Annotated in this window: 13 protein-coding genes; 9 read left to right on the top strand and 4 right to left on the bottom strand. The window is 66.8% G+C overall.

Features of this window, described 5'->3' with window-relative positions:
• Positions 1-84: 84 nt before the first annotated feature.
• From GW587_RS00945 to GW587_RS00910, 8 genes are all read left to right on the top strand, one after another.
• Complete coding sequence (locus GW587_RS00945) at positions 85-2,343, top strand: DEAD/DEAH box helicase (protein ID WP_166097491.1); 2,259 nt, start codon at positions 85-87, stop codon at positions 2,341-2,343.
• Between the two features lie 268 nt (positions 2,344-2,611).
• The gene (locus GW587_RS00940; protein WP_166097490.1) at positions 2,612-2,758 is read left to right on the top strand and encodes a hypothetical protein; all 147 of its coding nucleotides are present in this window, start codon (positions 2,612-2,614) and stop codon (positions 2,756-2,758) included.
• A complete protein-coding gene (locus GW587_RS00935) occupies positions 2,758-4,569 on the top strand; it encodes a TnsB C-terminal domain-containing protein (RefSeq protein ID WP_166097489.1) in 1,812 nt (603 codons plus the stop codon). The genes GW587_RS00940 and GW587_RS00935 overlap by 1 nt, the downstream gene beginning before the upstream one ends.
• A 338-nt stretch (positions 4,570-4,907) precedes the next feature.
• The gene (locus GW587_RS00930; RefSeq protein ID WP_308495363.1) at positions 4,908-6,566 is read left to right on the top strand and encodes a flavin monoamine oxidase family protein; all 1,659 of its coding nucleotides are present in this window, start codon (positions 4,908-4,910) and stop codon (positions 6,564-6,566) included.
• Entirely contained in the window at positions 6,563-6,976 is a 414-nt protein-coding gene (locus GW587_RS00925) for a c-type cytochrome (protein ID WP_166097487.1), read from the top strand. Before GW587_RS00930 ends, GW587_RS00925 begins: the two co-directional genes overlap by 4 nt.
• A 14-nt stretch (positions 6,977-6,990) precedes the next feature.
• On the top strand, positions 6,991-7,521 hold the full coding sequence (locus GW587_RS00920) for a RidA family protein (protein WP_166097486.1): 531 nt from the start codon (positions 6,991-6,993) through the stop codon (positions 7,519-7,521).
• 79 nt (positions 7,522-7,600) lie between these two features.
• Positions 7,601-10,057 (top strand): TonB-dependent receptor plug domain-containing protein, encoded by a 2,457-nt coding sequence (locus GW587_RS00915; RefSeq protein ID WP_166097485.1) that lies wholly within the window; start codon positions 7,601-7,603, stop codon positions 10,055-10,057.
• A gap of 90 nt (positions 10,058-10,147) precedes the next feature.
• Positions 10,148-11,044, top strand: a complete 897-nt coding sequence (locus tag GW587_RS00910; RefSeq protein WP_166097484.1) for an alpha/beta hydrolase — start codon at positions 10,148-10,150, stop codon at positions 11,042-11,044.
• Between the two features lie 10 nt (positions 11,045-11,054).
• Here GW587_RS00910 and GW587_RS00905 read toward each other — a convergent pair whose 3' ends face one another.
• Positions 11,055-11,390, bottom strand: coding sequence for a nucleotide pyrophosphohydrolase (locus tag GW587_RS00905; RefSeq protein ID WP_166099029.1), 336 nt, complete (start codon positions 11,388-11,390; stop codon positions 11,055-11,057).
• A gap of 135 nt (positions 11,391-11,525) precedes the next feature.
• On the opposite strand from GW587_RS00905, the gene GW587_RS00900 reads away from it, so the two are divergent.
• The gene (locus tag GW587_RS00900) at positions 11,526-12,404 is read left to right on the top strand and encodes a head GIN domain-containing protein (protein WP_166097483.1); all 879 of its coding nucleotides are present in this window, start codon (positions 11,526-11,528) and stop codon (positions 12,402-12,404) included.
• 22 nt (positions 12,405-12,426) lie between these two features.
• Here the strand turns inward: GW587_RS00900 and GW587_RS00895 are convergent, their stop codons facing one another.
• The 3 genes from GW587_RS00895 to GW587_RS00885 form a co-directional block, all read right to left on the bottom strand.
• Positions 12,427-14,340 (bottom strand): putative bifunctional diguanylate cyclase/phosphodiesterase, encoded by a 1,914-nt coding sequence (locus tag GW587_RS00895; protein ID WP_166097482.1) that lies wholly within the window; start codon positions 14,338-14,340, stop codon positions 12,427-12,429.
• Between the two features lie 90 nt (positions 14,341-14,430).
• Entirely contained in the window at positions 14,431-15,063 is a 633-nt protein-coding gene (locus GW587_RS00890) for a GIN domain-containing protein (RefSeq protein WP_166097481.1), read from the bottom strand.
• A gap of 115 nt (positions 15,064-15,178) precedes the next feature.
• Positions 15,179-17,749: a chemotaxis protein CheW gene (locus GW587_RS00885; protein ID WP_207393300.1), complete on the bottom strand. Its 2,571-nt coding sequence runs from the start codon at positions 17,747-17,749 to the stop codon at positions 15,179-15,181.
• Positions 17,750-17,792 lie beyond the last annotated feature (43 nt).

Here is a 17,792-nt window from a genome sequence, read left to right as displayed (position 1 = left end):
TCGGCTCAGTTCGGCGATAAAGAGTAAACTACGCACAAATTTCTTTCGCAATTAGGCGATTCGAACATACTTGTGAGTGACGCCATGTCTGAAAACCCATCCTCCCCCATCACCCTTTTCACCGACTTGAAGCTCAGCGAACCGCTGATCAAGGCGTTAAAGGAGGTGGGCTACGAGTCGCCATCGCCGATCCAGGCCGCGACCATTCCTTCGCTGCTGGCCAACCTGGACGTGCTGGGCCAAGCCCAGACCGGCACCGGCAAAACCGCCGCGTTCGCGCTGCCGATCCTGTCGCGCATCGATATCAAACAAACCACGCCGCAAGCGCTGGTGCTGGCGCCGACGCGCGAACTGGCGATCCAGGTCGCCGAGGCGTTCCAGACCTACGCCGCGCACATCCCCGGCTTCCACGTGCTGCCGATCTACGGCGGCCAGAGCTACGGCCCGCAGCTGTCGGCCCTGCGCCGCGGCGTGCACGTCGTGGTCGGCACCCCGGGCCGCGTCATCGATCACCTGGACAAGGGTTCGCTCGACCTGTCCAAGCTGAAGACGCTGGTGCTGGACGAAGCCGATGAAATGCTTCGCATGGGCTTCATCGACGACGTCGAGCGCATCCTGCAGGAGACCCCGGACACGCGCCAGACCGCGCTGTTCTCGGCCACCATGCCGTCGGCGATCCGCCGCATCGCCAACACCTACCTGCGCAATCCGAAGGAAATCACGGTGGCGGCCAAGACCGGCACCGCCGAGAACATCCGCCAGCGCTACTGGCTGGTGTCGGGCATGCACAAGCTGGACGCGCTGACCCGCATCCTGGAAGCCGAGAACTTCGACGGCATGATCATCTTCTCGCGCACCAAGCTCGGCACCGAGGAACTGGCCAGCAAGCTGCAGGCGCGCGGCTTCTCCGCCGCCGCCATCAACGGCGACGTGCAGCAGCAGCAGCGCGAGCGCACCATCCAGATGCTCAAGGACGGCAAGATCGACATCCTGGTGGCGACCGACGTCGCCGCGCGCGGCCTGGACGTGGAGCGCATCAGCCACGTGGTCAACTACGACGTGCCGCACGATCCGGAAAGCTATACCCACCGCATCGGCCGCACCGGCCGCGCCGGCCGCAGCGGCGAGGCGATCCTGTTCATCACCCCGCGCGAAAAGAATTTGCTTAAGTCGATCGAGCGCGCCACGCGCCAGCCGATCGGCATGCTGGAGCTGCCGACCATCCAGGCGGTCAACGATGTCCGCATCGCCAAGTTCAAGTCGCAGATCAGCGAGACGCTGGCCCAGGGCGAGCTGGAACAGTTCCAGTCGCTGATCGAAGACTTCGAGCGCGAACAGAACATCCCGGCGATCGAGATCGCCGCCGCGCTGGCCAAGATGGCGCGCGGCGACGTGCCGCTGCTGCTGGATAAAAAGACGCACGTGGCGGCCGCCACCTGGGACGAGCGTCCCGGCCGCCAGGTCGGCTTCGAACGCCAGGACCGCGGCGATCGCGGCGACCGCTTCGAACGCAGCGAGCGTCCGGACCGGGGCGAACGCAGCGAGCGCTTCCCGAAAAAAGAGCGCATCGTGCGCGCGCCGGACGCCGGCATGCAGACCTTCCGCATCGAAGTCGGCTACCAGCACGGCGTCAAGCCGGGCAACATCGTCGGCGCCATCGCCAACGAAGGCGGCATCGACTCCAAGAACATCGGCCGCATCGAGATCTACGACGACTACAGCGTGCTGGACATGCCGGACAACCTGGGTTCCGACGTGCTGAGCCACCTGGCCGGCATCAAGGTCGCCGGCCAGTCGCTGCGCATCAGCGCCGACAACGGCGATGGCGCGCCCGCGCCGGCGCCAGCGCCGGCCGCCCGTCCGGTGCCGCCGCGCGCTTCGGCCGCTTCCGCCGCTTCTGCAGCGCCGTCGCCGGCTCCGGCTCCGGCCAAGCCGGCCGCGTCGCCGCTGGAAAAGGTGGCGCGCGCCAGCGCCGCCGACCTGGACGAGGCGCCGAAGAAGAAAAAGGAAAAGCCGAACAAGGTGACCATTCCGATGAGCGCCTTCCGCATCGAGGTGGGCAGCAACCACGCCGCCACGCCGTCCAACATCGTCGGCGCCATCGCCAATGAGGCGGGGCTGGAAGCCAAGCACATCGGCCGTATCGAGATCTTCGATACCTACAGCATGCTGGAATTGCCGGACGGCATGCCGCCGGAATTGTTCAAGCACCTCGGCAAGGTCTGGGTCGGCGGCGCGCAGCTGAAGATCAGCCAGGCCGACCGCATGCCGCCGGAATCGGGCAAGGCGACCCCGCCTAAGAAGCCGATGCCGGGCGCCAAGCCCAAGGCCAAGAAATACTAATCGCATCATCGACGGGGTCGCAGGCCCCGTTTTCATTCTTGCCACCGTGCACATGCTCGGTGCGTATCTCTGTTGCGCCGCACCAAAACAAAGCTTGGCGAATCTGAAATAGTGATCGTTGGCAATCCACATGAATCCCTCTCATAGGAGAGGCTGCTTCGCATGAGGCTGGCCCACTTATTGCATATGTGATAGCACACCGTCATAAAAGGCGCGCGGTTGACGCGCCTCAACCTGGAGACAAGTCGTTATGCATCGGAGCATTGAAATGACATCATTCAGGAAGCTGTGGACTACCTTTGTCGATTCGATCAAGCCGCAAATGCTGCGTGAATCGGATCCCGCCGGAAGGCGTTCGATCGCCGTCGACACCCGCCCGTTCAACGTCGCATCCTTCTCGAGCAAGGGGCGCTGATGCTGCTGCGGAACGACCTGCTGCACTATACGCATCCGTCTCCGCGCACCGTCCGCATCTTGTGGATCGCACCCGAGCAAAGCCACGCCTATGTGTTCGACGTGGCGGCCCGCTCGGCCGATGTCGAGTTGATCCAACTGTCGGCGCTGCACGCCGACATCCGGTCCGGCCACGCCAGCGTGCTGCCGGCCGATCCCTTCCTGATGGTCGTCAGCCACGAGCTGCTGCCGGCCAAGCATCTGCAACTGCGCGCCCGCGCGTGGGAAATCATCGAGCCGCTGGTGGCGCGCGAGCCGGAGATCTATGAGGCGCGCCAGCGCGGCCAGCTGATCGCCCAGGCCACCACCGCGCACGGCGTCTCGCATCCGACCATCTACCGCTACCTGCGCCGCTACTGGCAGCGCGGACAGACCCCCAACGCGCTGCTGCCGGACTACGGCAACTCGGGCGGCAAGGGCAAGGTGCGCCAGGCCTCGGCCGGCGTCAAGCGCGGCCGCCCGCGCAAGAACGGCGTCGATGCCGGTCCGGGCATGAACGCCGACGAGGAAATCCGCCGCGTGTTCCGGGTCGCCACCGCGCACTACGCCGCCGGCCACGCCAAGTTCTCGCGGCTGGGCGCCTATCAGCAGATGCTGGCCGACTTCTTCATCGAGCGCCGCATCGACACCGAATCGGGCCGCGTGATGGCCACGCCGGTCAGCCCGAAGATGGAACTGCCGACCTTCGGCCAGTTCAACTACTGGCTCGACCACGACGACGACCGTCCGCCGGAAGTGGCGCGCCGCAGCGCCGCCGCCGTGGCGGAACCGGCGCCGCTGCTGGCCGGCGCGCTGCCGCCGGGCCGCCCCGGCGCCGGCTTCTACCTCGACGCGGTGCGCGCCGAGGTGCAACTGGTGTCGCGCGCCGACCGCAACCAGGCCATCGGCCGGCCGCTGGTGTATCTGGTGCTGGATTCCTTCAGCCGCCTGGTGACCGGCATGTACGTCGGCATGGGCGAAGCCACCTGGCCGCAGGCGATGCTGGCGCTGGCCAACTGCAGCGCCGACAAGCAGCGCTACAGCCAGCAGTTCGGCCGCCACATCGATGCCGAGCAATGGCCTTGCCGCCATTTGCCGGAAACCCTGTTCACCAACGCCGCGCTGACCTGCGGCTGGAGCGGCGAAACGCTGCTCAACAACTTCAACCTGCGCTGCGTCGCGGTCGACGCCGGCCCGGAGGATTGCAGGGAGGTGCTGGAAAAACGCTTCAAGCTGCTGGCGCCCGGCGCCGACGGCGCGGCCTGCCGGCTGGACGGCGTGCTCGATCTGGAACAGTTCACCCGCATCGTGGTCGACTGCGTCCTGTACTACAACAGCCGCCACGCGCTGCGCCACGCCGGCGGCGCCACGCCGCGCCAACTGTGGGACTGGGGCACGGCGCATCGCGGCGGCGGCTTGAAGATCTACCCGGAACAGCTGATCCGCTGCAGCCTGATGCCGGTGGCCCCCGCCAGCGTCAGCGGCGACGGCATCATGCTGTTCGATAGTATTTACACCTGCGCCCGCGCCATCAATGAACGCTGGTTCGAACGCGCGCGCCTGCGCGGCCAGTGGAGCGTCAAGGTGGCCTACGATCCGTCCAACCTGGACCTGGTGTATCTGCTGGATCCGGCCGCGCCGATGCAGTTCCACGCCTGCCACCTGGCCGACGCCAGCGCCGCGCACCGCCATCTGGCGGCGGTGGAAATCGAACGCCTGCCGCGCGGCCCGTCCGCCGCGCCGGCGCCGGCACTGCGTACCACTACGCAGAGTTTCGCCAGCTTCGCTAACTAGTTTCCCTCTTCGATAGCATACGGCGCGATCCAGCGTCGTGCATACCACTACGGCTTATTTCGGTGCGTGCATCTTAACGGTGCGGCGCCGCCAAATGCGCGTGGAAGCGCTTGCGCCGGGCCGGCCGGCGCGGCCTGAGGCGGCCGCAAATAAAGTCCGTTCCGCATAAATAAAGTTTGTCGCCGGCACTGGCAATGTGCGCTGACTAACAATGTTTTCAGCCTTCATGAACAGACATTGTTTTATATCGTTTAGCCAGATTGCATAAGGCTTCCTTGCGCCATGAAGCATGTTTATTTTCTTTCAATTCGTGGCACGCGGCTTGCTAGATAGCCACTATGGGACAGCAAGTCGCCCAAGGATCTTTCAGCAGACTGGTGAGGAAGCAGATGGACAGTAAATTGGTAAAACCGTTTAAATCGTTTAGTTCGTTTACCCGCAGGGATTTCCTGTACCGGGCCGCCGCCGTCGGCGGCACCGGATTGCTGTTGAATACCATGAACGCGTGGGGCATGGGCATCGGCTCCACGATGTCCGCGCCGCCGGCGCTAAGCGGTAGCGGCAAGGGCAAGAAGGTATTGATCCTGGGCGCCGGCCTGGCCGGCCTGACCGCCGCCTACGAGCTCGGCAAGCTGGGTTACCAGTGCCAGATCCTGGAAGCGCGCGCCTTCGCCGGCGGCCGCTGCCAGACCGCGCGCAAGGGCTTCAGCCTGACCGAACTGGGCGGCGAAAAGCAGACCTGCGAATTCGACGAAGGTCACTATATCAACCACGGCCCGTGGCGCATTCCGCTGCACCATCAATCGACGCTGCACTACACCAAGCTGTTCGAGGTGCCGCTGGAGGTGATGGTCAACGATAACGACCACTCGTATGTGTATTCGGAAAACGCCGGTCCGTTCGCGGGCAAGCGCATGCGCATCAAGGAGATCAAGGCCGACATGCGCGGCCACGTCTCGGAGCTGCTGGCCAAGTCGGTCAAGAACAACTCGCTGGACCAGGAACTGACGGCCGACGACAAGCGCCTGCTGCTGGACTACCTGGCGCACGAAGGCCAGCTGGCCGGCGCCGACCTGCAATACAAGGGCCGCACCGGTCGCGGCTTCGCCGTCAATCCGGGCGCCGGTCTGTCGCCGGGACCGGGCAAGCAGTCGGACCCGCTGGGCTTCAAGGAACTGCTGTCCTCCAAGCTGGGCAACGTCTACAGCGCGGTGCAGGATTTCCCGATGCAGAACACCATGTTCCAGCCGGTCGGCGGCATGGACGCGATCCCGAAGGCGTTCGAGAAACGCGTCGGCAAGAATATCCGCTACAAATCGGAAGTACAGACCATCCGTCAGAACGACAAGGGTGTGACGGTGACCTACAAGGACACCGCCACCAACAAGGTCAGCACCATCAGTGCCGACTACTGCCTGTGCGCGATACCGCTGTCGGTGCTGCGCCAGATCGATACCGATTTTTCGGACAAGTTCAAACAGGCCGTCGCCAGCGTGGCGTACGCGCCGGTCGGCAAGATCGGCCTGCAGATGAAGCGCCGCTTCTGGGAAGAGGACGACAACATCTACGGCGGCCACGTGCTGACCGACCTGAAGGGCATCAACACCATCTCCATGCCTTCTTATAACTTCCAGAAGAAGAAGGGCGTGCTGCTCGGTTATTACCAGTACCAGACCGCCGCCATCGAGATCAGCGCGCTGTCGCCGAAGGAACGCGCCGAGTTCGCGGTCGCCGCCGGCCAGAAGATCTTCCCGCAGTATCAGGACGCGTTCGAGAATGCGTTCTCGGTGGCCTGGCACCGGGTGCAGTACAACCTGGGCGGCTGGGCCGAGTGGACCGACAAGACCCGCGCCGCCGCCTATCCGACGCTGCTGGAGGGCGAGGGCCGCATCATGCTGGCCGGCGAGCACCTGAGCTACCTGACCGGCTGGCAGGCCGGCGCGATCGAATCGGCGTGGCAGCAGATCGCCAAGATCCATGAAAGGGCCAGCGCATGAAGGAGGTTCTGATCAAGGCGGCGATGGTGATCGTCGCCACCTTCGCGGCGGCGGTCAGCTCGCCCTCGCGGGCGCAGGAGATGGATGGCAAGGCGCTGTTCATGAAGAACTGCGCCGCCTGCCACCAGGCCACCGGCAAGGGCATCCCCGGCGCCTTCCCGGCGCTGGCCGGCAGCAAATTCGTGCAGGGCAAGGGTGGCGACGTCGCCACCGTGCTGCTGAAAGGTCGCGGCGGCATGCCCGACTTCAGCGACAGCCTGAGCGACCGCGACATCGCCACCGTGCTCACTTTTGTGCGCGGCAACTGGGGCAACAAGGCCGATGGCCTGAGCGAGGCCGATGTCACGGCCTTGCGCGCCGCGCTCGGCGTCGAAGCATTCGGCAATTCCGCAATGTCCAACAAACACTGAAAGATAAAGAGACCATGAAAAAAGCACTCGCCACCCTGTTGATCCCGGCCGCACTGGGCCTGCTGTCCGCCGCCGCCGCATCGAACGCCGCCGCCGCCGCCAAGGAACCGGTCAAGGCCGACATCGTGCGCCACAAGATTCCCGGTTCCGACTTCCCGATCGCGCTGGCCGTGACCATCCCGCCGACCGCGACCATCCACTTCATCAGCGGCCAGGTGCCGGCCGTGATCGACACCGCCGCCGCGCCGGATTCGCTGGCCGCCTACGGCGACACCAAGGCCCAGACCGAAACGGTGCTGAAGAAGATCAAGGACGTCCTGGCCGGCATGAAGCTGGAGATGTCGGACGTGGTGAAGATGCAGGTGTTCCTGGTCGGCGATCCGGCCAAGGGCGGCAAGGGCGACACCAAGGGCTTCATGGAAGCCTACACCCAGTACTTCGGCGGCAGCCAGCCGAACCTGCCGGCGCGCGCCGTGGTGCAGGTCGCGGGCCTGAGCAACCCGGGCTGGCTGGTGGAGATCGAGGTGGTCGCGGCCAAGAAATAAACCGTCGTGAAGGAATGCAGCACATCAGGATTTTTGTTCGGGTCTTTTCTTTGTTATTCAAAAAATGGGGATTTTAAATATGCATAAGGCCACACTCAAGATCGGCGTCGCAGCCGTGCTGTCCACCCTGGCGATGGGCGTTTACGCCGCTCCCGCCGCCGCCGATGATGCCGCCGTCGCCGATGCCGCCGACACCGGCTCGGTCGGCGCGGTCATCGTCACCGGCACCCGCTCCAGCGGCATCAAGGCGGAGAACAGCGCCTCGCCGATCCAGGTGCTGGACTCGGCCTCGCTGCAACGCACCGGCCAACCGGACCTGATCCAGGCGCTGGCGCAGAATCTGCCTTCCTTCACGGCGCAAGCCTTCGGCGGCGACACCGCCAACATGACGCTGTCGGCCCGCCTGCGCGGCCTGAGCCCGAACAACACGCTGGTGCTGGTCAACGGCAAACGCCGCCACGGCACCGCCAACCTGGCCGTGCTCGGCGGACCATACCAGGGCGGCGCGGCGGCCGACTTGAACTACATCCCGGTCGCGGCGATCGACCACATCGAAGTGCTGCAGGACGGCGCGGCCGCCCAGTACGGCTCCGACGCGATCGCGGGCGTGATCAACATCATCCTCAAATCGAACAACAGCGGCGGCTCGGCGATGGTCACCGGCGGCGGCTACTGGGACGGCGGCGGCCGCACCGGCGACGGTTCGCTCAACGTCGGCCTGGAGCCGTTCAAGGACGCCTTCCTGAACCTGACGGTGGAATCGAAATACCACGGCTACTCGGATCGCGGCGGCATCGACCCGCGTGTGATCGATCCGGCCAACATCGCCGCCTATCCGGGCATGTTCCAGCAACCGGGCTACCCGCACGTCAACCTGATCTCCGGCGACGCGCAGTACCACCAGCACGTGTTCGCGGCCAACTTCGGCTGGGACCTGAATCCGGACACCCAGGTCTACGCCATCGCCACCTACGGCAAGAAGGAAGCCAGCGCCTACGAGAACTATCGTCTGCCGAGCCGCCTGCCGGTGGTGTACCCGACCGGCTTCTCGCCGCGCGAAACCATGAAGGAAGACGACTTCGCCTTCACCGGCGGCATCAAGGGCAAGCTGGCCGGCTGGAACATGGACCTGAGCGCCACCTACGGCCGCGACAAGTCGCAGATCGGCGTCGCCAACTCCGGCAACGTCTCGCTGTTCAACGACACCGGCAGCACCCCGACCGTATTCCGCGCCGGCGCCTTCATCGCCAGCCAGTTCACCACCACGCTGGAAGCGAGCCAGGAATTCAACATCGGCTGGGCCAAGCCGCTGAACGTCGCCGCCGGTCTGGAACACCGCAAGGACAAGTACGAGATCGAAGCGGGCGACGCCGCCTCGCGCTATAAGGAAGGCTCGCAGTCGTATCCTGGCTTCTCGCTGACCGACGCCGGCAGCCATGACCGCGACAACAACGCCGCCTATGTCGACATCGCCGGCAGCCCGGTCGCCGACCTGACGCTGGACCTGGCCGCGCGCTACGAACACTTCAGCGATTTCGGCAGCGCCCGCGTCGGCAAAGTGACCTCGCGCTACGACTTCTCGCCGGTGGTCGCCTTGCGCGGCACGGTGTCGAACGGCTTCCGCGCCCCGACGCTGGCCGAATCGTACTACTCGGCCACCAACGTCGGCCCGACCACCGCCTTCGTGCAGCTGCCGCCGAATTCGCCGGCCGCCAAGCTGGTCGGCGTGGACGGCCTGAAGCCTGAACGCTCGACCAACTTCAGCCTCGGCCTGGTGCTGAATCCGGCCAAGAACCTGTCGATGACGGTGGACGCCTACCAGATCAAGATCCGCGACCGCATCGTCGGTTCCGGCCTGCTGTTCGGTTCCGGCGGCGGCGCCAACAACTCGGCGGCGGTGCTGGCGGCGATCAAGGCCAACGGCAACGTGCTTGACAGCGCGGTCAGCCAGACCGGTATCAACATCTTCTCGAACGCGGTCGACACCCGCAGCCGCGGCGTGGAGATCGTCACCACGCTGAACGAGAACTACGGCACCGCCGGCCGCGTCGACTGGTCGGCGGCCGCCAACTACAACAAGGTTGAAGTCACCAAGATCAACCAGGCGCCGACGCAGCTGGCGCCGCAGACCCTGCTCGACAAGACCGCGATCGCCGACCTGGAAACCGCGTCGCCGAAACTGCGCGTCAACCTGGGCGCGTTGTGGAAGCTGGGCAACTGGACGGTCAACCTGCGCGAGTCGATCTACGGCAAGTCGAGCAGCTACGGCAGCGAAGACGGCGCGGTCTATCACAAGACCGAGATCTCGACCAAGTACCTGACCGACCTGGAAGTGGGCTACAAGGTGACCCCGGCTCTGTCGCTGGCGGTGGGCGCCAACAACCTGTTCAACAAGTATCCTGACGGCGTCAACCCGCTGCTGCTGGCGGACCAGCGCGCGGCGGGCGACAACGCGGCGGTGACGGTATTGCCGACGTTCTCGCCGATCGGTATCAACGGCGGCTACTACTACGTGCGCGCCAACTACAAGTTCTAAGCGGGGGCTTGGGAAGTGGAGTGGAGGCCGCCCTTCGGGGCGGCCTTTTTTCGTGTAGCATGCCGGAACGATCATACGGAGGCGTGGCGCATGTTGAAGAGAATGGGCAGGACCCTGCTGGCGGCGGCGATCGCCGGCAACGCGGGCGCGGCGGGCGCGGCGCCGATGACCTTGCAGGACTACCTGGCGCTGAACGGTCCGGCGCCGAGCCGGCACGTGGCGTACGGCGCGGCGCCGTCGCAGTTCGCCGAGCTGTTCCAGCCGGCCGGCGACGGCCCGTTCCCGGTCGCGGTGATCATCCACGGCGGTTGCTGGACCAAGGAGTTCGGCGGCATCACGCAGATGCGCAACATGGCCGGCGCCTTGGTCAAGGAGGGCATCGCGGTGTGGAACGTCGAATACCGTCGTTACGACGAGGAGGGCGGCGGTTATCCCGGCATGTACCAGGACGTCGCCACCGCGATGGACCGGCTGCGCGCGCTGGCGCCGGAGCACAAGCTGGCGTTGTCGCGGCTGGTGCTGGTGGGGCACTCGGCCGGCGGCCACCTGGCGCAATGGGCCGGCGCGCGGTCGCGGGTGCCGCGCGACAGTCCCTTGTACGTCGCCGATCCGCTGCCGGTGCCGACGGTGATCAGCCTGGGCGGCCTGGCCGACCTGCGCAACGAAGCGGCCTTGATCAAGTCCAGCTGCGACCGCGACACGGCGCAGCTGGCGGGCGTGGCCAGCGCCGAGCGTCCCGACGTGTTCGCCGACACCTCGCCGGCGGAGATGTTGCCGGCAGGCGTGCGCACGGTGCTGATCCACGGCGAGCTGGACACGATCGCGCCGTTGCGCGCGGGCCAGGACTACGCGCGCCGCGCGATCGCCGCCGGCGACGCCGCCGAAGTGGTGCTGCTGCCGGGCGGCAGCCATTACGACGAAGTCGCGGCCGGCTCGCCGTCGTGGCGCATCGTCTCGGCGCAGATCCGCAAGGCGCTGGGCCTATAAACTATAGGCTTTAAGCAGGCGGATACTTGATGGCGTTGAGCTGGATCTTTTCCAGCGCGGCGGCGTGCAGGTCGACGCCGTGTTTGTCCGCCAGCTGCACCAGGTACAGCAGCACGTCGGCCAGCTCGTGGCGGATGCCGGTGCGGGCGGCGTCGTCCAGCTCGGCCTCGGCGCCGCTCGGCAGCCATTGGTAATGCTCGACCAGCTCGGCCACTTCCACCGACAGCGCCATCGCCAGGTTCTTCGGCGTGTGGAACGGCGCCCAGTCGCGGTCGCGGGCGAATTGGCGGGTGCGCTCGCGCAAATCATGCAGGTCGGAGCGGGCGGGAAGTGTCGGCGTCGTCATGCCCGCCATGGTAGCACCGCAGCACCGCCGTTTCCACGTTTCATCCCTCATTTTCGACCGCTTGTCGCATCGACCATGCCGGCGCCGGCGCCGCTGGCTATAGTGGCTTCACTTTCAACTCTCAGGACACCCGCCATGCGCCGCTCCGCCATCGCCCTCGCCGCCGCCACCCTCTTCGTCACCCTGGCCGGCTGCGCCATCATCGTCGTGCCGGACGACGCCAACGGCAACGTGCAGTTCAGCTCCGCCTTCGGCGGCAACGTGGTGCAGGGCAACGGCCAGAACACCGTCGAGCGCCGCGAGATCGGCGACCTGGACGGCATCGACATCAACGGCGCACTGCAGGTCGAGGTGCGCGTCGGCCCGGCGCCGTCGCTGCAGGTGGAGGGCGACAGCAACCTGCTGCCGCTGCTGCGCACCGAGGCGCGCGGCGGTACGCTGAAGGTGTGGACCGAGGGCCGGCTGCGCACCGACAACCCGCTGCGCGTGGTGGTGACCACGCCGCGTCTGCAACAGGTCAACGCCAACGGCTCCGGACGCCTGGCGGTCAGCGGCTTGAACGGCGGCGCGCTGGACATGTCGCTCAACGGTTCGCGCTCGGTGCAGCTGGCCGGCAGCGTCAGCCGCCTCGACGCGCGCCTGAACGGTTCCGGCGGCTTGAACGCCTCCGCGCTCGACAGCGGCTCGACCGTGGCGCGTCTCAACGGTTCCGGCCAGCTGGACCTGGGCCGGGTCAACGGCGACACCTTGAGCCTGATGGTGCACGGCTCCGGCGGCGCCAGCGCGCGCGGCAACGTGCGCAATCTGACCGTCAGTCTGAGCGGCTCCGGCAGCGCCGACCTGGCCGGCCTCACCAGCCAGAGCGCGGAACTGTCGACCAACGGCTCCGGCAGCATCTCGGCCGCCGTCAGCCAGTCGCTGGTGGCCGACGCCAACGGCTCCGGCCGCGTCACCGTCTACGGCAACCCGCCGCAGCGCAATATCAGCGGCAAGCGCGTGACGGTGGTGCAGTAAGCCTCACCGGCGCGGCGCCGCGCTACGAGGGCGCCGCGACCGCGTCGGCCCGCAGCCGCGCGATCAGCGCCGCCAGCGGCATCGGCCGCGCGTACAGGTAGCCCTGCATGCAGGCGCAGTCGTTGGCGATCAGGAAGTCGGCCTGGGCCTGCGTCTCCACGCCCTCGGCCACCACCCGCAGCCCGAGGTGGCCGGCCATCGCCAGGATCGATTGCACCAACGCGCTGCTGCTGGCGTCTTCCGGCGTGTCGATGATGAAGCTGCGGTCGATCTTCAATTCGTACAGCGGCATTTTCTTCAGGTAGGCCATGCTGGAATAGCCGGTGCCGAAATCGTCGATCGAGAAGCGCAGGCCCAGCGCCGCCAGCTGGTGCATGCGGGCGATGGTGTCGTCCAGCTTTTCGATCAGCAGGCCTTCGGTCACTTCCAGCACCAGCAGCGCGGCCGGGGCGCCGCTGTCGGCCAAGGTGCGCTTCACCTGGGCGACGAAATCGGCCTGGCGGAACTGGGTCGGACTGACGTTGACCGACAGCGGCATCGCCAGCCCGGCCGCGCTCAGGCGCAGCACCGCGTCGCAGGCCTGGCGCAGCGCCCACGCGCCCAGCTCGACGATCAGACCGGAATCCTCCGCCACCGGGATGAACACGCACGGCGGCACCATCGAGCCGTCCGGCTGCGGCCAGCGCATCAGCAGCTCGCCGCCGACGGTGCGGCCGTTGCGGTCGACCTGCGGCTGGATGTGCATCTGCAGCTGGCCGGCGCCCAGCGCGGCGGCCAGGTCGCGCTCCATGCTCAGGCGCCGCTCGACCTCGGCCTGCATCGCCGCTTCGAAGAAGGCGATGCCGTTGCGGCCTTGCGACTTGGCGCGGTACATCGCGGTGTCGGCCTCGCGCAGCAGGTCCTGCGCGGTTTGCGGCGGCAGGTCCGGCCCGGCCTTGGGCAGCATGGTGACGCCGATGCTGGCGGTGGAGTTGTAGATCTGGCCTTCGATCTCGGCATCGCGGCTGATGGCGGCGCGGATTTTTTCCGCCACCAGCAGCGCGTTCTGGCTGGCGCCCGGCAGCTCGGGCGACAGATGCGCCAGCAGCACCACGAATTCGTCGCCGCCGATGCGGGCCACGGTGTCGGCCTTGCGCATCAGGTCGCTCAGGCGCGCGGCGGCGTGGCACAGCAGCGCGTCGCCGATGGCGTGGCCGCGCGCGTCGTTGATGGTCTTGAAGCGGTCCAGGTCGATGAACATCACCGCGCTGTAGGTGGCGCCGCGCTCGGAGCTGGCCAGCAGCTTGTCGATGCGGTCCATCAGCAGGCGGCGGTTGGGCAGGCCGGTCAGCACGTCGAAGAAGGCCAGGCGGTGGTTGTCGTCCGAGGTGGTGCTCAGTTCGGCGTTCAGCGCGCGCAGCGAATCGAGCGAGCGTTCCAGGTGGCGCAGCAGCACCGCGCACGACAGCGTCAGGATCGCCGTCATGAACATGAAGTTGAGCGAGATGATCGCGGCCTTGAGGAAGCCGGAGTCCGGCATGCCGTCGATGTGCAGCCGCGAGTTGGCGTCGAAGCCGAGCACCATCACCGCCAGCCCGGCCAGCGCCAGCGTCCACAGCGCCGGGCCCAGCCCGAGCAGCAGCGCCGCCAGCACCGGCACCGCCATCAGGTAGATCTGGCTGACCGGGCCGACCTTGAGCAGCAGCGCGATGCCGACCGTGAACGCCACCGCCAGGAAGTTGACCACGCGCGCGGTGTAGCCGAGGCCGCGCCAGCGCCAGACCACGCCGATCCAGGCCAGCGCCAGCGTATCGACCGCGACGATCGACCACATGCCTTCGCTGGCCGCCAGCAGCGCGCTGGGCACGGCGGTGCACAGTCCGAGCACGAACACGACCAGCAGCAAGCGCGCAAAGATCTGTGCGCGCCAGTGCGCGATGTCGTTTGCCACAGCCACGTTGGAGACCTCCGGAGTGCGTTGCGGTGTTTCAGTTCGTTATGAATCTGATAGTAACCTCAATCGCACTTCGTGTCACTGCGGCAATGATTAGTCCCCGGCGCTGACGCTGCCGATGCCGGCCACCGACTTGTTGATGGTCTTCGGCTTGCCGTAGTACTCCATCGAGCCCATGCCCTTGACCACGGCGTTCAGCAGGTCGGTGGCGTAGACGCTGACGTTGCCCATGCCTTCGAAATTGACGTCGACCCGTTCGGCGCGCAAGTCCTTGGTGTCGACCTCGCCGACGCCCTTGGCGTTCAGCCGCAGGTACTTGACCTTGCCGTTGGCGACCAGGTGGCCGGCGCCCAGGTAGCTGATGTCCAGGCGGTCGGTGTTGACCTTGTTGAGGATGGTCTCGCCGGCGCCCTCGACCTTGACCCGGCTCAGCGCCGGCAGCGTGATGGTGATGCGCGGATCGCCCTTGGTCGACTTGAAGCTCTTGTCCGGCATGGTGATCTGCAGTTCGTTGTCGACCACGGCGGTGCGCAGCGCGGCGACGAACTGGTCGTCGCCGCTGACCGTCACCGACTGCGCCTTGCCCACCTCCACCGTCATGGCGAAGGCGCCCTTGGCGTTGACCGCGATAAACGACGGCAACGAGCGCACCGATTCGGCCGCCAGCGCGGAGGCGCTGAGGGCGAACAGGGCGGGGATCAGGACGGCGGCAACGGAACGGCGCATGGGAATTCCTTGGTAAGGTTAACAATTATGACAAGGTTAATTTTACTGAACTTGTTCCCCTGCGCCGACAACTTTGCGACGAACTGCATAAATCCCGGCTTCTGTTGCGTGGCGGCTACGTTCGCAGCCGCGCGAACAGCCGCTCGATGTCGATTTCCTGGATCAGCAGATTGCCCTGGTTGGCCTTGATCAGGCGCGGCGCCATCGCGCTGTCGTCGCTGCCCAGCGGCGAGCCGGTCATGTCGGCGGCGTCGAACTGGTGCACCGAATGCAGGTCGTCGACCATCAGGCCGATGGTGCTCTCGCCCAGGTGCACCAGCATCACCTGGCTGCTCTCGGTGGCCACGCCGGGCTTGCCGGTGGCCAGCAGCGCCAGGTCGAACACCCAGACGAAGTGCTTCTTGCCGCCGGCCAGCGGCACGTCCAGCATGCCGAGCCGGGCCGGGTTGTTGCCGGCCGCCTTCTGCACCTTGGCGAACGGCACCGCCTCCTGGATCTGCGCCGCGCGCAGCGCCATCAGCGTGCGGCCGGCGTAGAAGATGGCGAAGTCGGGGCCGGTGTCGCTGCGGCGCTCGATGCGCACCGCCGGCTGCGCCTGGCGCAGGCCCTCGCGCACCGGGCCGAACGATTGCAGCAGCACCGCCAGCACCGGTTCCTCGACGCCGTCGCCGGCGCGGAATTCGCGGTAGCCGCCGGCGCGGGTGCAGGCGGCGATCACGTACTGGCCGTCGTGCTGCATGATGCGCGCCACGCCGCCGGCTTCGTTGCCGGCCCGCGCCATCGCCTGCGCCAGCAGGCCGGCGTCCAGCTCGAGCTGGTCGCCGGGCCGGCAGCCGTCGGCGGTGCCGGCCAGCACCCGCCCGGACGGCGTGACGAAGCAGGCCTGCATGTTGGCGCGGCCCGCCACGCCGCTGCGCAGCATGTTGCGCAGTTCCGGGCCGGCGTCGAACACGATGCCGATGCCGCCGACCACGGTCGCGCCCTGCTCGGGGTGGCGGATCGCGGCGTGGTAGATGAAGGTCGGCGCGCCGCCGTACAGCGCGGACGGCGCGAACGGTTGCGCGTAGTGATCCAGCTCGCCGCGCAGGGCGCAGACGCGGGTCAGCGTGTCGGCGTCGACGTGGCCGCCGACCGCGTCCTGGTCGCCGGTGCTGGCGATGATGCGGCCGGCGCGGTCGTAGACGAACAGCCGCGCGTAGACGGTGTACAGGCTGTTGATGTAGGCCAGCACGTCGGCGATGGCCTGGGTCTGTTCCACCGACGGCTGCGCCAGGCCGCGCCGCAGTTGCGCGCTCAGCGCCCACCAGCGGCAATCGTTGGCGCGCTCGTACAGGTTGCGGTCCAACATGTCGACCAGCAGCTGCGAGGTCAGCTCGGCTTCGCTGATGCTCGACGTCAGCACGGTCTGGTACAAGTCCTGGATCGAGCGCGAGAACAGCGCGTCGCTGCGCTCGCCCGTCTCGGTGATCTGGTCCAGCACGGTGTTGAGCTTGTTGACGCCGCCGCTGTGGCTGCCGTTGGCCTGGGTGGCATCGCTGGCGGCGCTGGTGACCTTGCCGTTCCAGACGATGCGCTCGATGGTGCGGGTGGTGCGGGTGACCGAACTCATCAGCTCATGCAGCTGCGGGCTGAACGCTTCGGCGTGCGACAGCAGCCCTTGCATCAGCTGCGGATCGACGCCGGCCAGCGTGGCCGAGCCGGCGCCGGTGTCGCGGAACGCCAGGTCGACCGGGATCATCAGCTGGCCCTTCCAGCCGGCCGGGCCGGGATAACCCTGGTAGCCTTCGGAGCCGAAGGTGCGCACCAGGTATTCGCGGCCGCCGAACATCAGCAGCCGGGGCTGGCCGTCGGGATTGGTCGGCACCTGCACGCCGGCCGGGATCCACAAGGGATCGGCGCTGCTGATGACGCGGTTGTGCGCGTCCAGCAGCAGCATGTTGGCGCGGTGCGACGGATCGCGGTAGGCGGCGAAGATGGCGTCCATCTCCTGCTCGAAGTTGAAGCACAGGCACAGCACGCCGGCCGGCTCGCCGGTCTCGGGATGCAGCATGCGGTGCGAGTACACCAGCGCGCGCGGTTTGCCGGGACGCAGGTCGGTGGCGCGGAAGGTTTCGACATAGCCGTCGGTGTCCAGCGTCTGGCGCAGCAGCGGATCGGCGCTGCGGCCGAGCGGCGTGGCCGTGTCCGCCTGCACCAGCACCCGGCCGTCGAGGTCGAGCAGCACGATCTCGTCGTAGACGGTGTACTTGTCGCGGTAGGACGCCAGGCGGCGCCGCGCGGCGTCCATGGCATCGTTTTCAGCGCCGCCCGCGGCATCGAGCCCGGCGACGAAGCGGCACAGGTCGGCGTCGGTGGCGAGGAAGCCGACATCGGCGGTGCGCTCGAACAGGTTGCGCACCAGGATGTCGATCGCATAGCGCGCCTGGGTGCCGAGCTTGGCCAGCACATGGCGCACTTTCTCCTGCACCAGGTTGGCGACCAGCGCCTGTTCCAGGTGCGCGAAACCGGTGCGCGTGGCCACCATCGCCGGCAACAGCAGCCGGGCTTCGGTGGGGCAATTCATCTTTGCGGAGGACTCGATAAGCCGCCACATCTGATTCAGTTCCCGCAGCGCTTGTTCGCAGCGGGCTACATCGGGCATATGGGGTAGGAATATGTCCGAGCTGGCGTCGTTGGTGGTGTTCATTACTTTCACATGGTTTTGGAAAGAATACTTTTTAAGCAATTAA

Source organism: Duganella aceris (genome assembly GCF_011090165.1).
Taxonomy (GTDB): Bacteria; Pseudomonadota; Gammaproteobacteria; order Burkholderiales; family Burkholderiaceae_D; genus Rugamonas; species Rugamonas aceris.
This window is presented reverse-complemented; position numbering and strand designations above follow the sequence as displayed.